Source organism: Gemmobacter sp. 24YEA27 (genome assembly GCF_030052995.1).
Taxonomy (GTDB): Bacteria; Pseudomonadota; Alphaproteobacteria; order Rhodobacterales; family Rhodobacteraceae; genus Pseudogemmobacter.
Genome location: NZ_JASJPW010000006.1, coordinates 61,303 through 76,850 on the forward strand (window position 1 = coordinate 61,303; position 15,548 = coordinate 76,850).

The following is a 15,548-nucleotide window of genomic DNA, read 5'->3' on the forward strand; positions in this document are numbered from 1 at the left end:
GGGGCATGTCGCTGGTGGACAGGGCCTGACCGGCCCCGTCCCTGCAGTCGCAGCTTACTCGACGGTTTTCACCAGGGCATGTACGCTTTCGGCATCATATTTGGCCTCGACCTTGATCGCGCCGGAAATGACCTCGGCTTTCAGCGCCTCGATTTCGGCCCAGACATCATCGGGGATATTCGCGGTCTTCAACAGCCGCAGACTGTCATCCGAGAGCTTGATGTCGTAGTTCTTTTCGCCATAGGTGCCCGCCTTCAGATCGGCGATCATCGCGGAATAGACCGGGGTCAGATCCCAGACCACGGAAGACAGGAGATGCCCTTTGTCGATCGAGGTTTTGTCGCCGATCACGTCGATGAAATAGGCCTTGCCGCCATCGGTCGCAGGGGTGGTTTCCACCGCCTGGAGCATCCCGAACGAAGATCCGTTACCCTGGCCGAAGATGATATCAGCGCCAGAGGCGATCACGGTTTCCGTCACGCGCTTGCCACCCGCCGCATCGGCGTAGGCTGCAGGCCCGATCACCGCATAGCGCACTTCGACCGCAGGCTTCTCGGCCTTGACGCCTTCGGCGAAGGCGATGGACATATTGTTCCAGGACGGCGGTTCGCCTGACACCACGATACCGACCACGCCGGTGCGGGTCATCTTGGCGGCCAGACGGCCGGCAAGATAGGCGCCATCCGAGCCGGTCGCGGTGTAATCGGCAACTTTGCCCTTCGAGAGCTTGTCGGGCATATCGACAATGGCCACCGGCACGCCCAGCTCTTCGCCGATCTCGGGCGCAGAGGTGTTATAGCCCGAAGCGTGCCCGATCAGAAGATCGGCGCCGTCTTCGGCCAGTTCACGCAAAGTGGGGCGCACATCGCCATAGCCGAGGTTCTCGGCCACGATGACCTCGATCCCTGCCGCCGCAGCCGCGGCTTTGGCCGCATCGACCCCTTGCTGGTTCCAGCCCATATCGGTGCCCATCTCGGGCGCCAGAATTGCGATGGAATCAATCTCATCCGCCGAAGCAACAGCCCCCCAGCCCACAAGGGCGAGTGTAAGAACTGCGCGGCTGACAGTGCCGGTAATCGTCTTTTTCATCTCATCATTCCTTGTTGTCGTTTTACAGTTGACAGTCAGCCGCCGCCCGGATGCCATCCGGTCAGTTGAAACCCGAACACACGGCTTATGATGCAGTTGCCCCGCATTCGCTCTGTTACGACCCCTGCTCTGGCGTTTGTCACCAGTCTGGCCGGAGCGATGACTGCACCGGCATTTGCCGCGCAGCATAGTGTGGAAATCGCAATAACCAATACCGGAGATGCGGGCCTCGACTGCGGCGCCGCGATTGCGCATTGGTTTTCCGAGGACCTGGGTCGTATTGCGCCAGGCGAGACGCTGGAATTCAGCTTTGGATATGACCTTGCAACCGGCACGGTGTTTCGGCTGAACGAAGCTGGCGATGAAATGGCGGTGCAACGGGTCTGGTGCGGGCTTGCGGGCAATGCCTGGCCCACCCGCGCCGAGATCCCGCTGGAGCGGCGGGCAGGCGAGGCCCCTGCCCCGGTCGCGCTGGACTGCGCGGCGGTGGAGGGCACGACCCGCTGTACGGCCAAAGCGGCTGAATGACCGCGCGCACCCGCATCTCTCGCCGCAAAGCTGTTCATCAGACCCCTTCCGCTTGAGGGACATCGTGGCAGGCATCGTTCAGGGGAACCCATCGGCCGGCTGCCTCAATCGAGGGAATTCTCCCCACGGCAGCACAAGAAACCAGGTCCCCGATTGACAGCACAAGAATACGATAACATTATCATACCGTAATACAATGTGAAAAAATCCTACACCTGCAGGCCTGGCTGAAATTTCCGTCACGAGACTGAAATTTCATCATATTCCCGGAGCGGGTGCCGCAAATTTATCCGGTCACGCCGGAGGAAACGGGAGAATGCCATGCGCAGCGCCATCGTCACCGGAGCAAGCCGGGGCCTCGGAAAAGCCTTTGCCATCGGCCTTGCCCGGGACGGATTCGCGCTGTCGCTCGCAGCGCGCGACGCGGCTGCGCTGGAGGAAACCGCGCGCGAGGCACGGGCCGCCGGGGCGCCGGAGGTGATCATCACCGCGACCGATCTCTCTGAGCCCGGCGCGGCAGGCGAGGTCGTGACGGCGACGCTTGCTCAGCTCGGCCGGATCGACGCATTGGTCAACAATGCGGGCGCCACCAAACGCGGCGATTTCCTCGCACTGACGGATGAGGATTTCCTCGAAGGCTTCGCGCTAAAATATCACGCAACCGTCCGGTTCTGCCGCGCGGCATGGGAGGCGCTGGAGGCGTCAAAAGGCGTGATCGTCAATATCTCGGGCGTCGGCGCTCATACGCCCGAACCCGATTTCACCATCGGCGGCTCGGTCAATTCGGCGCTGATCAATTTCACCAAGGCGCTCTCGAAACGGGCACAGGGTGCAGGCATCCGCATCAACACGCTCTGCCCCGGCCATATCGTCACCGACCGCCTCGCCCGCCGGATCGGGACCCGGGCGGTGGAACGCGGCATCAGTTTCACTGAAGCCCAGGAGGAAATGCGGGTAGAACATGGCATTGCCGCTTACGGCCAGCCGGACGAGGTCACCAATGTGCTGCGCTTCCTGTGCAGCCCTGCCGCAAGTTATGTCCACGGCACGGTTATAAATGTCGATGGCGGGGCGACGCCCGGAATCTGACCGGGCGGGGTGACGCGCCGTCAGCCTTCAGCCGCTTCCTCGGCAAGGCGCTTCTTAAGGATCCCGATCGCCACCTTGCCGGCATTCATCACATGGCGCGCCGCGAGTTTGCGCGCCTCTTTCCCGCGCCGCGCCGCGAGATGGTCGACCAGCTCTGCCAGTTCCAGCAGGCTTTCGGCGGTGCGGCCAGGAGCCGCCAGCGAGGTCGCGCGCAACACCATGACCCGCGCATTCAGCGAAGACAAAGTATGGCCAAGCGCCTCATTATGGGCGCCGAAGATCAGGCTCTCGTAGAAAGCGTTTTTCGCGGTCAGCCGCTCCAGCGGGTCGGTCATATTGCCGATGCCCTTGAGCACCTCGAATGAGGCTTTCAGCGCGGCGATATCTGCATCGGTCGCATTGCGGGTGAACAGCTCACAGGCGAGGCCCTCCAGCTCGATCCGGACCTGGTAAATGCCCTCGGCCTGTTCCGGCGTCAGCACCGCCACGATCGGCCCGCGATGCGGCACGACCTGAACGAGGCCTTCGCTTTCCAGCTGGCGCAGGGCTTCGCGCACGGCAGTGCGCGACACGCCGGTCATCTCGCAAAGGTCACGTTCGGTGATGCGCTGCCCGGCGGTGAAATAGCCAAGCGCGATCGAATTGCGGATGCTCTCGGTCACCGAATGGCGCACCGGGGCGGCGGCCTTGGTCACACGAAACTCCAGCGGAAGGGCTTTGCCGTTCATTCCATACCATCATGATCGGGGCTGCAGCACGGTGTCGCGCCGCCGGCCATATGACAATGTTACTATACGACAATCGCTCCTGGTGAAAGGACCGTCTCTCCGGCGGCGTCGATCACCGAAAGTGCCGCCGCAACTCCGGCGCCGGGGTCGATGCCCTTGACCCCCATCGCGCGCATCCCCCCCGCCATGGCCGCCACTGCGACCAGCGCATAGGTCGGTTTCGCGGTCGGCCCCATATGGCCGATCCGGGTCAGCCGGCCCAGCGTCTCGCCACGCCCCGAAGACAGCATCACCCCGTAACGCGCCCGGATCAGGGCGCGCAGCGCCGCTTCATCAACACCCTCGGGCGTGGCCACGGCGGTGCAGGTCGGCGAGGCGATCTCTTCGCGCGCCGGCCAGAGCCGCATACCGGCGGCGATAATCCCGGCGCGGCAGGCTTTTGCGGTCAGCGCGTGCCGGGCCCAGACGGCCTCTTCGCCCTCGGTCAGATAGACATCCAGCGCGGCATCCAGCGCGTTGATCTCGGAGACGGACGGGGTGAAGGGAAAGCCCTGCCCCGCCAGATGCGCCTGCCGCCAGTCGGCAATCGAGAGGATCGAGTCTTTCGGTGCATCGGGATTGGCGGCGATCTTCGCCCAGCCGCGATCTGACACATGCAAAAGCGACAGACCCGGCGGGCAGCCGAGGCATTTATTCGGCCCGGTGATGAAAATATCCGCCCCGCAATCTTCGGGCAGCACCTTAACGCCGCCGAAGGCCGAGACCGAATCGACAATGAAGATCTTCCCCGCCGCCCGGACCACCGCGCCGATCTCATCAACCGGGTTCAGCGTGCCCGAAGGCGTGTCGTGATGGCACAGGGACACCACCGCCACATCGGGCCGGGCCGCCAGGGCATCCACCACGGCCCCCGCCGTCAGCGCCTCGTTATAAGGCACCTCCAGCTCGATTACCTCACCGGCATAGCGCGCCGCCCAATAGCCAAAACCCTTGCCATAGACCCCGAGACGAGGTTCAGCACCACGTCGCCTTTGGCAATGACCGAGGCGGCGGCGGCCTCCAGCCCCAGCACCGGCTCGCCCTGCAGGATCACCGGCGGCGTCCCGGTATGGAAGGCGCGCTGGACCTTCGCATTGACGCTTTCATAGAAGTCCAGAAACGCCGGGTCGTAATCATAAAGCACCGGGCGCGAGAGGGCGCGCAGCACCTCGGGATAGGCATCGACCGGACCGGTGGTCAGGGTCATAACCGGCGGGGCAATCGGTTTTCTGGTCATTTCAGGCTCCTTTTGGCGGGCGGGTCATGGCGAGGAAGGCGGCGGCATTTTCAGCCTCTTCGATGGCGGTCAGCGCAGCGACCAGCGCGCCAGCATCCAGCGCGGCGCCGTTATGGCGGATCTGACCGGCGAGTTTCGCGGCAAGGTCTTCGTCGGACAACGGATATGCAAGCCCGCCCTTCGCGGCCTCGACGCGGCGGGTCAGGCGGCGGCCATAGGCCAGGTCCAGCCTGACCTCTGCCGCCTCCAGCGAAAAGCCGGGATCATCGCAAAAGACCAGCCTGGCCCCAAAATCGCGCAAGACCGGGTCAGCCACCGCCGCATCGGAAAACGCCGCAAGCCCGGCCTCGCCCCGGATCAGGCTCACCGCCACCGCATGCTGCGCCGAGACCTGGGCGAGCCGCCCCGTGGTCACGCCGGGCCGGTCGGTGCGCGCTCTGAGCAGCGGATGTCCGGTCAGGGTGACACGGGTGATCTGCCCCGCGTTCAGGTCGTGATGCAGCGCCAGACAGGCCTCGATCACCGGGTTCAGCACCACACCACAGGGATAGGGTTTGAACGTATTGTGCAAAACCTCCCACCGCTGGCCCAGATCTTCAAAAACGGTCAGATCGGGGGCATCCGAATGCAGCGCCAAAAACCCTTGCCTGCCCTCCAGCGGTACCTCCGGGCCGGTAAACCCCTGCTGCGCCAGCAGCGCCCCCATCAGCCCCGCCCGCGCCGCCTGCCCGACCGAGAGGCTTTTCGACATGGTCCCCAGTGTTTCCACCGAGCCGGCATTCTGCGCCAGCGCGTGCCCCATCGCATCGACCATCTGCGCCCCGGTCAGCCCAAGGATCTGCCCCGCAGCCAGCGCCGCCCCGAACGTCCCGCAGGTCGAGGTGATATGCCAGCCGCGCGCGTAATGCACAGGATGCAGCGCGAGGCCAAGGCGGCAGGTCACCTCCATCCCCGTCACAAAGGCCCGGATCAGCGCCTGACCCGAAACCGGGCCCCCCTGCCCCGCCAGGGTTTCCGCCAGCGCCAGCACCGCCGGCCCGACCGGCGCGGCAGGATGGATCACGGTCGGGATATGGGTGTCGTCATAATCGAAAATACTCGCCGCCGCCGCGTTGATATACGCGGCCCAGAGCATATCGGCGCGCTCTTTCCGCCCGATCAGACTGGCGGTGGCGGGGCCGGAAAATGCCGGCAGCAACGTGGCCAGCCGGTCGATCGCGCCCTCGCGCGCGCCGCCGATCGCACAGCCGGTCATGTTCAGGAACGCCCGCCGCCCCGCCGCCCGCACTGCCTCTGGCAGCGGGCCGGGATCGGTGGCAAAGGCAGCGATCCGGCGGCTGAGGGACATCAGCCAGCGGCCTTGCCGCGCAGTTCGGTGCCGGCCCATGCCTCCAGCGGGCGGATGATCTCGGTCATATCGGCATCGGGGCCAAGCTGGGCTTTGGTGATGGAAAACAGCGTCCTGACCGCATTTCCCACCAGCATCTGACAGCCAAGACGCTCGGCCTCCTCCAGTGCGAGCCGGATGTCTTTCAGCGAGAGCGCGATGGCAAACCCGAAATCGAACCCGCGCGGCAGCACGAAACGCGGGATCTTGTCGGTGCTGGCCGAGGTCCGCCCGGATCCCGCATTCAGCACCTCGATCATCACATCAGCATCCAGCCCCGCCTTCGCGCCCATCACCATCGCCTCGGATGTGATCGCGAGCGAGGCGGCCGAGCAGATATTATTGATCAGCTTCATCACCTGGGCCTTGCCCGGCTCATTGGCCACGCGAATGACCTTGCCCAAAGCCAGCAAAAGCGGTTCGACCCGTTCGAAATGCGGCGACGGCCCGGCGGCCATCAGCGCGAGCGCTCCTTTCTTCGCCCCCGCCACGCCGCCCGAAACCGGGCTGTCGATCAGCGCGATGCCGGAGGCCGCCAGCACTTCGGCCAGATCCATCTCGGCCTTGGGACCAGTGGTAGAAAGATCAACCACCCGCGCGACCACGCCGGGATGCGAGGCGATCTCACGGCCGACCGCCAGCACCACTTCCGGCGTCGGGAGTGAGAGGAAGACCGTCTCTGCGCGGGCGCAAAGTGCCTTGAGGGAACCGGCATCCTCTGCCCCCTGCGCAACCAGCGCAGCCACCGCGCCTGCATCGCGGTCATTCACCAGCAGCGATGCACCGGTGGCGATGATATTCGCGGCCATCGGCCGCCCCATATTGCCCAGGCCTACAAATCCGATGCCCGCAAAACCCGTCTCAGCCATCTCGCTCTCCTGTTGCGGCCCCGCCTCTCAGGCAAAGGACCAGCCATTATCCACCGGGATCGCTGCCCCGTTGATCCCTGCGCTCGCGGTCCCGCAAAGGAACACCGCCAGCGCCGTCACCGTTTCCATCGGGATGAATTTGCCGCCCGGCTGCCGGGTCGAGAGAAAAACGCGCCCGGCCTCGGCCTGACTGATCCCGCGCGCCTCCGCCAGCGCGCTGATCCGTGCCAGCGCCGACTCTGTCGCCATCAGCCCGGGGCAGATCGCGTTGCAGGTGATCGCGGTATCGGCGAGTTCCAGCGCCACCGTCCGCGTCAGCCCGGTGATCGCATGTTTCGTGGTGACGTAATCGGCGCGGCCCGGAGCGGCGATCAGACTATAGACCGAGCCCATATTGACGATCCGCCCCCAGCCCTTAGCCTTCATCCCCGGCAGGCAGGCTTTGATCAGCCGGAAGGGCGCCGAAAGATTGACCTCGAGCGCGAGGTCCCAGTCTGCATCGGGCAGATCCCCGACGCCGGCCATCCGCCGGATCACCGCATTGTTGATCAGGATATCGACGCCGCCAAGGTGATCCGCCGCCCGCGCGGCAAGGTCCGCCGCTGCCCCGGAAACCGCCAGATCGGTGATGAAACTGGCCGAACCGAGGCCCGCTGCCGCATCAGTGACGGCAGGGGAAATATCGGACAGAAACACCCGGTCGCCCGCAGCGGCAAAGGCCTTCGCCAGATCCAGCCCAAGGCCAAGCGCCGCCCCGGTGATCAGCACGCCCCGGCTCATGCGCAAAGCCCGGCGAAGGCGATCAGCGGCGCCACATCAAGGCGCACCACGATCCCGTCAAGCGTTTCCGACACGGGTGGATAGGCCCGCATCACCAGCGGATCATGGCCCGGTATGATGTGATCCATCGAGGGCGCGTGTGACGTCAGCCGCTCAAACCCCCGGCGCAGCTGCACCTCATCCCAGAGGATCGGGAACGGATTGCGCCGCGCGAGATTGGCATAGAGATGCGTCGCATCCGAGGCGATCAGCACCCGCCCCCGCGCGGTCGGGACCGACACCGCCTGAAGCCCGGCGCTGTGGCCGGGAATTTCATGCAGGAGGAGGCCATTGCCCAGATCGTGATCCCCGCGATGAAACCGGATGCGCCCGGCGTAAAGGCTGCGGATGTAATCGACGATGTTTTCCACATCGAACACACCCCGCGCGGCCGGGTCACAGATGCAGGGGCCGGTGGCATAGGCCGCTTCGGCCTCTTGCAGATGGAAGGTCGCCGCCGGGAAATCGCCAAAGCCGCCCGCGTGATCGTAATGCAGATGCGTCAGGATCACAGTCTTCACCTGATGCGAATCGATGCCCATCAACGCCAGCGCCTCGCGCGCGGTCCGGTACAGGTGCCGCCCCCGCCGGATTGCGGCGTCCGGCCCGAATCCGGTATCGATTACGACGACTTCATGCCCGCGCCGCGCCAGCCAGATGAAGTAATCCAGGTTCGATCCCGCCTCATGCGGATCAGCGGGAACAGCGGTGGCATCGAGGAAGTTCTCACCCGGCTGGCGGCCCGAATGCTCGGCATAACGCAATGCAAAAAGCTCGAAAACCGCCGCCTCTGCCGGAGGTAAGTGCTGATCCTGCATCGCGGCCTAGCCTCCCCTTTTGCGGCTGCCTCATTTGCGGGCAGCGGTGTTTTGTCTATCAGTATGACCGTAATCCTGTCATACAATCTGTTGACAGGTCAAGCGCACCATGCCTAACCTGAGAGCAGTTCAGCAGGCCCGTCCAACCCGACCGTTCCCGGCCCGCGCCCCTATCCCCAGCGGAGAATGACATGACCCGTCCCGAATTCGAGGGTGAGCAGTTTCAAAAAGGGCTGCAGGTCCGGCGCGAGGTTCTGGGAGACGCCTATGTCGCGCCCTCCCTTGCCAATGCTGACGAACTGACCGCGCCCTTGCAGAAACTCGTGACCGAATGGTGCTGGGGCGAAATCTGGACCCGGCCGGGGCTGGAACGCAAGACCCGATCCTTTCTGAACCTTGGAATGCTGATCGCGCTGAACCGCCCGCATGAGGTAAAGCTGCATGTCCGCGGCGCGCTGAACAATGGCGTGACGGAAGCCGAGATCATCGAAGTGATCTTGCAGGCCGCGATCTATTGCGGTGTTCCGGCGGCGCTGGATGCGATGCGGTCGGCGACCGAGGTGATCCGCCAGATGCGCGATGAGAAATCCGCCGCCGAAAAGGCCTGACCTGCTTTCGCCGCAGCCCCCGGCACGAGGGGCGCGGCATGTCATCCCAACAGGAGAACACCCCCGTGACACAGGGAAAACCAGACACGATCAACGGCAGGCCACATCGGCTGAAGACCGGCGCGGAATACAAGGACTCGCTGAAGGATAACCGGCAGATCTGGGTCGGCGGTCGCAAGCTGGCCTCTGTCTATGACGAGCCGGCGCTTGCGAAAGGCATCGACACGCTGGCCTCTATGTTCGACGATCAGTTCGATCCGGAACACCAGGACGCGACCACCTATTATGATGACAAGGTCGGCGCCGTGATCTCGCGCGCCTGGCAGGTGCCGCGCTCGAAAGAAGACCTGGCCGCGCGGCGCCGGATGATCGAATATACCTCGCTGAAAACCGCCGGCACCTTTGGCCGCCCGCCGGATCTTTCGCCCGCCATTGTGGCCGGCCTTTACGCCTATCTGCCGACCTTCCGGCAGAAGAAGTCGATGATCGACGGGATCGATCCCGATTTCGGCGCCAATATCGAAGCCTATATGGAATTCGGTCAGAACAACAACCTGACCGCCTCGGAAAGCCTTGCCGGGCCACAGGCCGACCGCTCCTCGCCGAAAGCGTCTGAGGCTTCGATGCTCAAGGTGAAAAAGGTCACGAAGGACGGCGTTTATATTTACGGCGCCAAGACAGTGGGCTCGATCGCCGCCCAGGCCAATGACATCTTCTTCACCAATCTCGGCGGGCTGATGGAGACGCCGCCCGAGGCCTGTATCTGGGGCTCGGTGCCGATTGACACCGACGGCATCAAGATGATCTCGCGCGAGATGGTCTCGCAGCCGGAGGCGTCGAAATTCGACCATCCGGTGTCATCCCTGGGCGAGGAAGCCGACCAGTTTATCGTTTTCGACAATGTCTTCGTCCCGAAAGAGCGGCTCTTCAACCTGGGGGATCCGACCGGCATGTCCTGGTATGGCCCGGTCTGCGTCTATGCCCATTGGCATGTGCTGACCCGCCTCGCCGTCAAGGCAGAGTTGTTCGTTGGCGCGGGGCAGATGGTGCTCGACTATCTCGGCACCGGCAAGATCCCGGCAGTGCAGATGATGCTGGGCCAGCTGGTGGAATATGCGCAGACGCTGCGCGCCTTTGTCACCGCCGCCGAAGCGCTGGCGGTCGAACTCGAAGGCGGCGTGGTGCGCCCCGATGTCGGCATGCTGACGGCAGGGCGGCTCTATTCCATCGAAAACTATCCGAAGATCATCCATATCCTGCAAGAGATGTGCGGCCAGGGTCTGGTGATGCGCTTCGGCAAGAGCGCTTTCGACAACCCCGAAGTTGGCCATTTCCTGCATGAGCTGCTGCCCGGCCATGGCGTTTCTGCCATGGTCAAGGAACAGCTGATGAACTTCATCTGGGATATGACCTCGGGTTCGCTCGCCGGTCGGGTGGCTTTGTTCGAAAACGTCAACGCGACGCCTGCGCCGGCCCTCCGCGCCCGTCTCTATAATGAGGTGAAGCGCGACACTTACGTCGCCCAGGTGAAGAAAATCGCCGGGATCGAATGATCCCTGATTTCCCCGCCCGTTTCAGCCACGGGCGGGGCCATTCCGGATTCTGGCCCGGGTGCTGCCATGCAATACGTAGACCTGATCAACCGCTTTTACGCCGCCTATGCCGCGCGCGACGCGCAGGGGGCTGCCGCGCTTTATGCGGCTGATGGCCGCCATGACGAAGTCGCCATGGACAAATCGCGGCAGGGCCATGAGGCGCTGGCCCAGGGGCTGGAAGGCTTCTGGCGCATGTTGCCGGATGTCGCCTGGTCCCGCCAGGGCTATATCCGCGCGGGGGATCACGTCGCGGTGCCCTATCATATGACCGGCACCTTCACCGGCAAGGATGGCCGTCCCCGCCCCATTGCGCTGGACGGGCTGCATCTGTTTGAAATCCGGGATGGGGTCTTGCGGGTCACCAAAGACCTTTGGGACCTCGACCTCTTCAAAGCACAGATGGGCTGAGGCAATGCAGGACCTCGCCACACTTGACGGCATCGCCACCGCAAAGCTGATCGATGATTTCGAGGTCACCCCCTCCGAGGTACTGGAGGCTGCGATTGAACGGATCGAGCGGCTGAACCCAAAGCTGAATGCGGTCGTGCATGAGCATTTCGACCTCGCCCGCAGGCAGGTCGCGGCATATGCTTCCGCCAAAGGCTTCCTGCCCTTCAGCCGGCTGGCCGGGGTACCGATGCTGTTGAAAAACACCGGGTTCGAAGCGGAAGGAATGCTGCTTTCCTCTGGCTCGGAGCTGTTGCGGGGCGTGGTCAGCCAGCGCGATTCGACCATCACCGCGCGTTACAAGGCCGCCGGAATGGTGATCCTCGGCAAATCCAACACGCCGGAATTTGCGCTCTCCTTCACCTCGGAACCCGAGGCCTTCGGCCCGACCCGCAACCCCTGGGATCTGTCCCGCACGGCGGGCGGATCATCAGGCGGGTCCGCCGCTGCCGTTGCCTCCGGCATGGTGCCGCTCGCGAATGCGTCAGACGGCGCCGGATCAACCCGCCTCCCCGCAAGCCATTGCGGGCTTTTCGGGTTCAAACCCTCGCGCCTTGTGAACCCGGTGGGCCCCATGGCCGCCGAGGCCATTGGCGGCATGTCGACGCCGCATGCCGTGACCTGGTCGGTCCGCGACAGCGCGGCGATGCTTGATATCAGCGGCGGCCCGGATATCGGCGACCCCTGGGCCTCGCCTGCGCGCCCGGGCTATCTTGCCGCGCTTACAAAACCAACCGGGCATCTGAAGATCGCCCACGTGACCAAAGCGCCCCTTGGCGAGACCATCGACCCCGAGATGATCCGTGTCACCAATGAGGCCGCGCGCTTCCTGAAAGACTGCAACCATACCATTATCCCGGTCCCCGATATGGGCTATGATGCGCTCGCGCTGAAGACCGCCTGGCGCCAGGTCGTCGGCACGAACGTGGCGCTTGGCGTCACCGGGGGCGACCCGACTTCGCCCCGCCTCGCGCAGCTGGAAGAGGTCAACCGCGAATGGGTGCGCGAGGCGCTGTCGCTGCCCGCGACCACCTATCTTGCGGCGGTGCAGACCCTGCACGGCGCGGCCCGCGCGCTTGGCCGCTTCTTCGCACAATATGACGCTGTTCTGACCCCCGCCGCCGCTGAACCGGCACCGCCCATCGGAAAGCTTGCCGGCAGCGGTCAGAGCCTCGACGCCTTTTATGACCAGTTCTGGTCGCATTCCCCCTTTACCGCCGTCTTCAATGCCGCCGGCTGCCCCGCCATGTCGGTGCCCTTCGGCATGAGCAAAAGCGGTCTGCCCATCGGCATTCATATCGGCGCCGGATTTGGCGAGGACGTCATGCTGCTGCAACTCGCCCATGAGATCGAATGCGCCATGCCCTGGGCCAGGCGCCGCCCGGCGATCTTCGGGTGAGTGAGATGAAGTCAGAGACCATCCTTGCCCTTTCCGCCCGCGAAATCGCTTTGCGCGTCGCCTCGGGTGATCTCACCGCCCGCCAGGTGACCGAGGCGCATCTCGACCATATCGCCGCCACTGACGGCCCTGTCATGGCCTGGCAGCATCTCGACCCGGATCAGGCCCGCGCAAGCGCCGATGCGCTGGACAGGCGTGGCGCGAAAGGCGCGCTCGCCGGCGTGCCGGTCGGCGTCAAGGATGTAATAGACACCGCAGATATGCCCACGGGTTACGGCACGAAGATCTATGATGGTTTCCGGCCGCCCTGGGATGCGGCAGCGGTCGCGCTGACCCGATCCGCGGACGGGCTGGTCCTTGGCAAGACCGTCTCGACCGAACTCGCCATGGCGAGCCCGAACAAGACCCGAAACCCGCATAATCCGGCCCATACGCCGGGCGGATCCTCCTCGGGATCCTGTGCCGCTGTCGCCGCCGGCCATGTGCCGCTGGCTTTTGGCACCCAGACCTCCGGCTCGGTGATCCGGCCGGCGAGCTATTGCGGCGTCACTGCGCTGAAACCCTCATTCGGGCTGATCAATACGGTGGGGATCAAGGTGCTCTGCCACAGCCTCGACACGCTGGGGATCCTCGCACGCGGCATTGAAGACGCCGCGCATGCGGCCTCGGTGCTTTCGGGGTATAAGGCCCTCGCAACCCTTACCCCCCCTGCCCGCCCGCGCCTCGCGGTCCTGGCTGGCACGCGGCTTGAAAAGGCAGATCCGGCAAGCACAGAGACGGTTTTACGCCTCAAGGCCCGGGCAGAACAGGCCGGTGCCGAGGTCACCTTTCTCGACCCGCCCGCCTGGTATGACGGTATTTTCGACCTGCATGAAGCCGTGATGGGCTGGGAGGTGACGCATTCCCTCGCCCCCGAGATCCGAGATCACTGGCAGGGCCTCACCCCCGTCACCCGCGCCATGCTGGAAGACCAGGCCCGGGTGACGGAGCCGCGCTATCGCGCCGCGCAGGTACAGCTCCCCGCCCTTCGCACCCGGATGGACGATCTGCTGGCGCGGTTCGACGCCGTGCTCACCCTCGCAGCCCCGGGCGAGGCGCCGGAAGGCACCGCCACGGGTGATCCGATCTTCAACCGGCTCTGGAGCGTCTTGCAGGTGCCGCTGATCAACCTTCCCGGCGCGACCGGGCCCAGGGGCCTGCCGATCGGCGTGCAGCTTGTGGGCGCGCGCGGTGCCGATCACCGGCTGGCCTCTGCGGCGCTCTGGCTGGAACAGATGCAAAAGGCGCTTCCATGACCCAATGCCCAGACCCGACCCATGGAACAGATCCGCTGCCAGACGATTTCCGCGCCGCGATGCGGCTGCTGGCGGCCACGGTCACCATAATCACCGCAGGCGAAGGCCCCGCCCGGCGCGGCCTCACCGCCACCGCCGTCTGTTCGATGTCGGTCACGCCGCCTTCGATGCTGGTCTGCGTCAACCGGAGCGGCGCGGCACATCGCGCCATTTCAGACGCGGGCAGTTTCTGCGTCAATATCCTCGCCGATGACCAGCGCGAGGTGGCACAGCGCTTTGCCGGCCAGACCGGTGACCAGGGCGAGGACAGGTTCGCCCCGCATGGCTGGACGCATCTCGCCACCGGCGCACCGGCCCTCGACGGCGCGCTGGTCAATCTCGACTGCCAGATCGCAGGCGCGACCGAAACAGGCAGCCATTCGATCTTTATCGGCGAGGTCCGGGCCATCCGCTTTGGCGCCGCGCCGTCGCCTTTGCTGCATTTCAACCGCAGCTTCTTCACCCTCGCCCATACGACCGCGCTCTGACAGCGCCCCATCAGGAAGGATCCCCCCATGGCCATCAGCGACGCGCAGTTCCTCAGGGGCTGGAAAGAGGTGCTGACCGCGTGCAAGCTGAAACCCGGCGAGCAGGTGACGGTTCTTACCGGCGACGACAGCAACCGCCAGATTGCCTATATTGCCAAACTCGCGGCCTCGGATCTTGGCACGGTGGTGACCGAGCTGAACCTGCCGGTGATGAATGGCGAGAAGGCTCTGTCGCCTGATAAATCCGGCTATGTCGGCAAAACCGCGCTGGAGCTGAACTCGGCCGCCCTCGCCTGCCTGAAGGCGTCCGACCTGGTGATCGACACGTTGCAACTCTTGTTTTCCAAAGAACAGGAAGAGGTGCTGAAAGGCGGCACCCGCATGTTGCTCGCGGTCGAGCCACCCGAGATCATGATGCGCCAGATCCCGCGCCCGGAAGATAAGCTGCGCGTGCTGGCGGCGGCAAAGAAGATCGGGCAGGCGAAAGAAATGCACGTGACATCCGCCGCAGGCACCGATTTCCGCTGCAGGCTGGGGCAATATCCGGTGCTGACGCAATATGGGCTCGCCGATGAGCCGGGCCGCTGGGATCACTGGCCGTCCTGCTTTTCGGCGCGCTGGCCCGATGAGGGCAGCGCCGAGGGCACCATCGTGATCGATGAGGGTGACATCATCCTGCCCTTCAAACATTACGCCCGCGAACAGGTTTTCGTGACCATTGAAAAGGGCATGATCGTCGATATCAAAGGCCGTACCGAGGCCGAATTCATGCGCAAGTTCATGGAAAGCTTCAATGATCCGCGTGCCTATGCCATGGCACATGTCGGCTGGGGGCTGGAAAACCGCGCGCATTGGACGGTGCTGGGCCTTTACAACCCGCAATCGCAGCTCGGCATGGATGCGCGGTCTTTCGCAGGTAACTTCCTCTGGTCTTCCGGCCCGAATACCGAGGCCGGCGGCGACCGCGACACGCCCTGCCACCTCGATATTCCGCTCCGGAACTGCTCGGTTTCGCTGGATGGTGAGGCGATGACGATTGATGGCGTGGTGCAGCCACCGGACCAGAAGTAACCC

The 15,548-nt window shown here is 64.5% G+C and carries 17 protein-coding genes; 9 read left to right on the plus strand and 8 right to left on the minus strand.

Translation table 11 applies throughout. From position 1 onward, the window contains the following. Window positions 1-54: 54 nt before the first annotated feature. Window positions 55-1,089 carry a BMP family protein gene (locus QNO18_RS23365; RefSeq protein ID WP_283179869.1) on the minus strand — a complete coding sequence of 345 codons (1,035 nt, stop codon included), beginning with the start codon at window positions 1,087-1,089 and terminating at the stop codon, window positions 55-57. A 159-nt stretch (window positions 1,090-1,248) separates the two neighbouring features. On the opposite strand from QNO18_RS23365, the gene QNO18_RS23370 reads away from it, so the two are divergent. Both QNO18_RS23370 and QNO18_RS23375 read left to right on the plus strand, forming a co-directional pair. Beyond that, entirely contained in the window at window positions 1,249-1,617 is a 369-nt protein-coding gene (locus tag QNO18_RS23370) for a hypothetical protein (protein ID WP_283179870.1), read from the plus strand. Between the two features lie 321 nt (window positions 1,618-1,938). Beyond that, entirely contained in the window at window positions 1,939-2,706 is a 768-nt protein-coding gene (locus QNO18_RS23375) for an SDR family oxidoreductase (RefSeq protein ID WP_283179871.1), read from the plus strand. Window positions 2,707-2,726: 20 nt separating this feature from the next. Here the strand turns inward: QNO18_RS23375 and QNO18_RS23380 are convergent, their stop codons facing one another. From QNO18_RS23380 to QNO18_RS23410, 7 genes are all read right to left on the minus strand, one after another. Next, window positions 2,727-3,434, minus strand: a complete 708-nt coding sequence (locus tag QNO18_RS23380) for a GntR family transcriptional regulator (protein ID WP_198838760.1) — start codon at window positions 3,432-3,434, stop codon at window positions 2,727-2,729. Window positions 3,435-3,496: 62 nt separating this feature from the next. Beyond that, complete coding sequence (locus QNO18_RS23385; RefSeq protein ID WP_283179872.1) at window positions 3,497-4,372, minus strand: aminotransferase class V-fold PLP-dependent enzyme; 876 nt, start codon at window positions 4,370-4,372, stop codon at window positions 3,497-3,499. An 11-nt stretch (window positions 4,373-4,383) separates the two neighbouring features. Then, complete coding sequence (locus QNO18_RS23390) at window positions 4,384-4,710, minus strand: hypothetical protein (protein ID WP_283179873.1); 327 nt, start codon at window positions 4,708-4,710, stop codon at window positions 4,384-4,386. 1 nt (window position 4,711) lies between these two features. After that, window positions 4,712-6,058 (minus strand): MmgE/PrpD family protein, encoded by a 1,347-nt coding sequence (locus QNO18_RS23395; RefSeq protein WP_283179874.1) that lies wholly within the window; start codon window positions 6,056-6,058, stop codon window positions 4,712-4,714. Further along, window positions 6,058-6,966: an NAD(P)-dependent oxidoreductase gene (locus QNO18_RS23400; protein WP_283179875.1), complete on the minus strand. Its 909-nt coding sequence runs from the start codon at window positions 6,964-6,966 to the stop codon at window positions 6,058-6,060. Before QNO18_RS23400 ends, QNO18_RS23395 begins: the two co-directional genes overlap by 1 nt. Window positions 6,967-6,993: 27 nt before the next feature. Further along, a complete protein-coding gene (locus QNO18_RS23405; RefSeq protein ID WP_283179876.1) occupies window positions 6,994-7,746 on the minus strand; it encodes an SDR family oxidoreductase in 753 nt (250 codons plus the stop codon). Beyond that, entirely contained in the window at window positions 7,743-8,603 is an 861-nt protein-coding gene (locus QNO18_RS23410) for an N-acyl homoserine lactonase family protein (protein WP_283179877.1), read from the minus strand. The genes QNO18_RS23405 and QNO18_RS23410 overlap by 4 nt, the downstream gene beginning before the upstream one ends. A 191-nt stretch (window positions 8,604-8,794) precedes the next feature. Here QNO18_RS23410 and QNO18_RS23415 point away from each other — a divergent pair, with 191 nt between their 5' ends. The 7 genes from QNO18_RS23415 to QNO18_RS23445 all read left to right on the plus strand — a co-directional run bounded on the left by QNO18_RS23415 (window position 8,795) and on the right by QNO18_RS23445 (window position 15,545). Then, complete coding sequence (locus QNO18_RS23415; protein ID WP_198838766.1) at window positions 8,795-9,211, plus strand: carboxymuconolactone decarboxylase family protein; 417 nt, start codon at window positions 8,795-8,797, stop codon at window positions 9,209-9,211. A gap of 65 nt (window positions 9,212-9,276) precedes the next feature. Next, window positions 9,277-10,764, plus strand: a complete 1,488-nt coding sequence (locus tag QNO18_RS23420; protein WP_283179878.1) for a 4-hydroxyphenylacetate 3-hydroxylase N-terminal domain-containing protein — start codon at window positions 9,277-9,279, stop codon at window positions 10,762-10,764. Window positions 10,765-10,830: 66 nt separating this feature from the next. Next, a complete protein-coding gene (locus tag QNO18_RS23425; protein WP_283179879.1) occupies window positions 10,831-11,214 on the plus strand; it encodes a nuclear transport factor 2 family protein in 384 nt (127 codons plus the stop codon). A 4-nt stretch (window positions 11,215-11,218) separates the two neighbouring features. Then, the gene (locus tag QNO18_RS23430) at window positions 11,219-12,652 is read left to right on the plus strand and encodes an amidase (RefSeq protein ID WP_283179880.1); all 1,434 of its coding nucleotides are present in this window, start codon (window positions 11,219-11,221) and stop codon (window positions 12,650-12,652) included. Next, complete coding sequence (locus tag QNO18_RS23435) at window positions 12,607-13,947, plus strand: amidase (RefSeq protein WP_283179881.1); 1,341 nt, start codon at window positions 12,607-12,609, stop codon at window positions 13,945-13,947. Before QNO18_RS23430 ends, QNO18_RS23435 begins: the two co-directional genes overlap by 46 nt. Then, window positions 13,944-14,474, plus strand: a complete 531-nt coding sequence (locus QNO18_RS23440) for a flavin reductase family protein (RefSeq protein WP_283179882.1) — start codon at window positions 13,944-13,946, stop codon at window positions 14,472-14,474. Before QNO18_RS23435 ends, QNO18_RS23440 begins: the two co-directional genes overlap by 4 nt. Before the next feature lie 27 nt (window positions 14,475-14,501). After that, window positions 14,502-15,545 (plus strand): 2,5-dihydroxypyridine 5,6-dioxygenase, encoded by a 1,044-nt coding sequence (locus tag QNO18_RS23445; RefSeq protein ID WP_283179883.1) that lies wholly within the window; start codon window positions 14,502-14,504, stop codon window positions 15,543-15,545. Window positions 15,546-15,548: the final 3 nt, after the last annotated feature.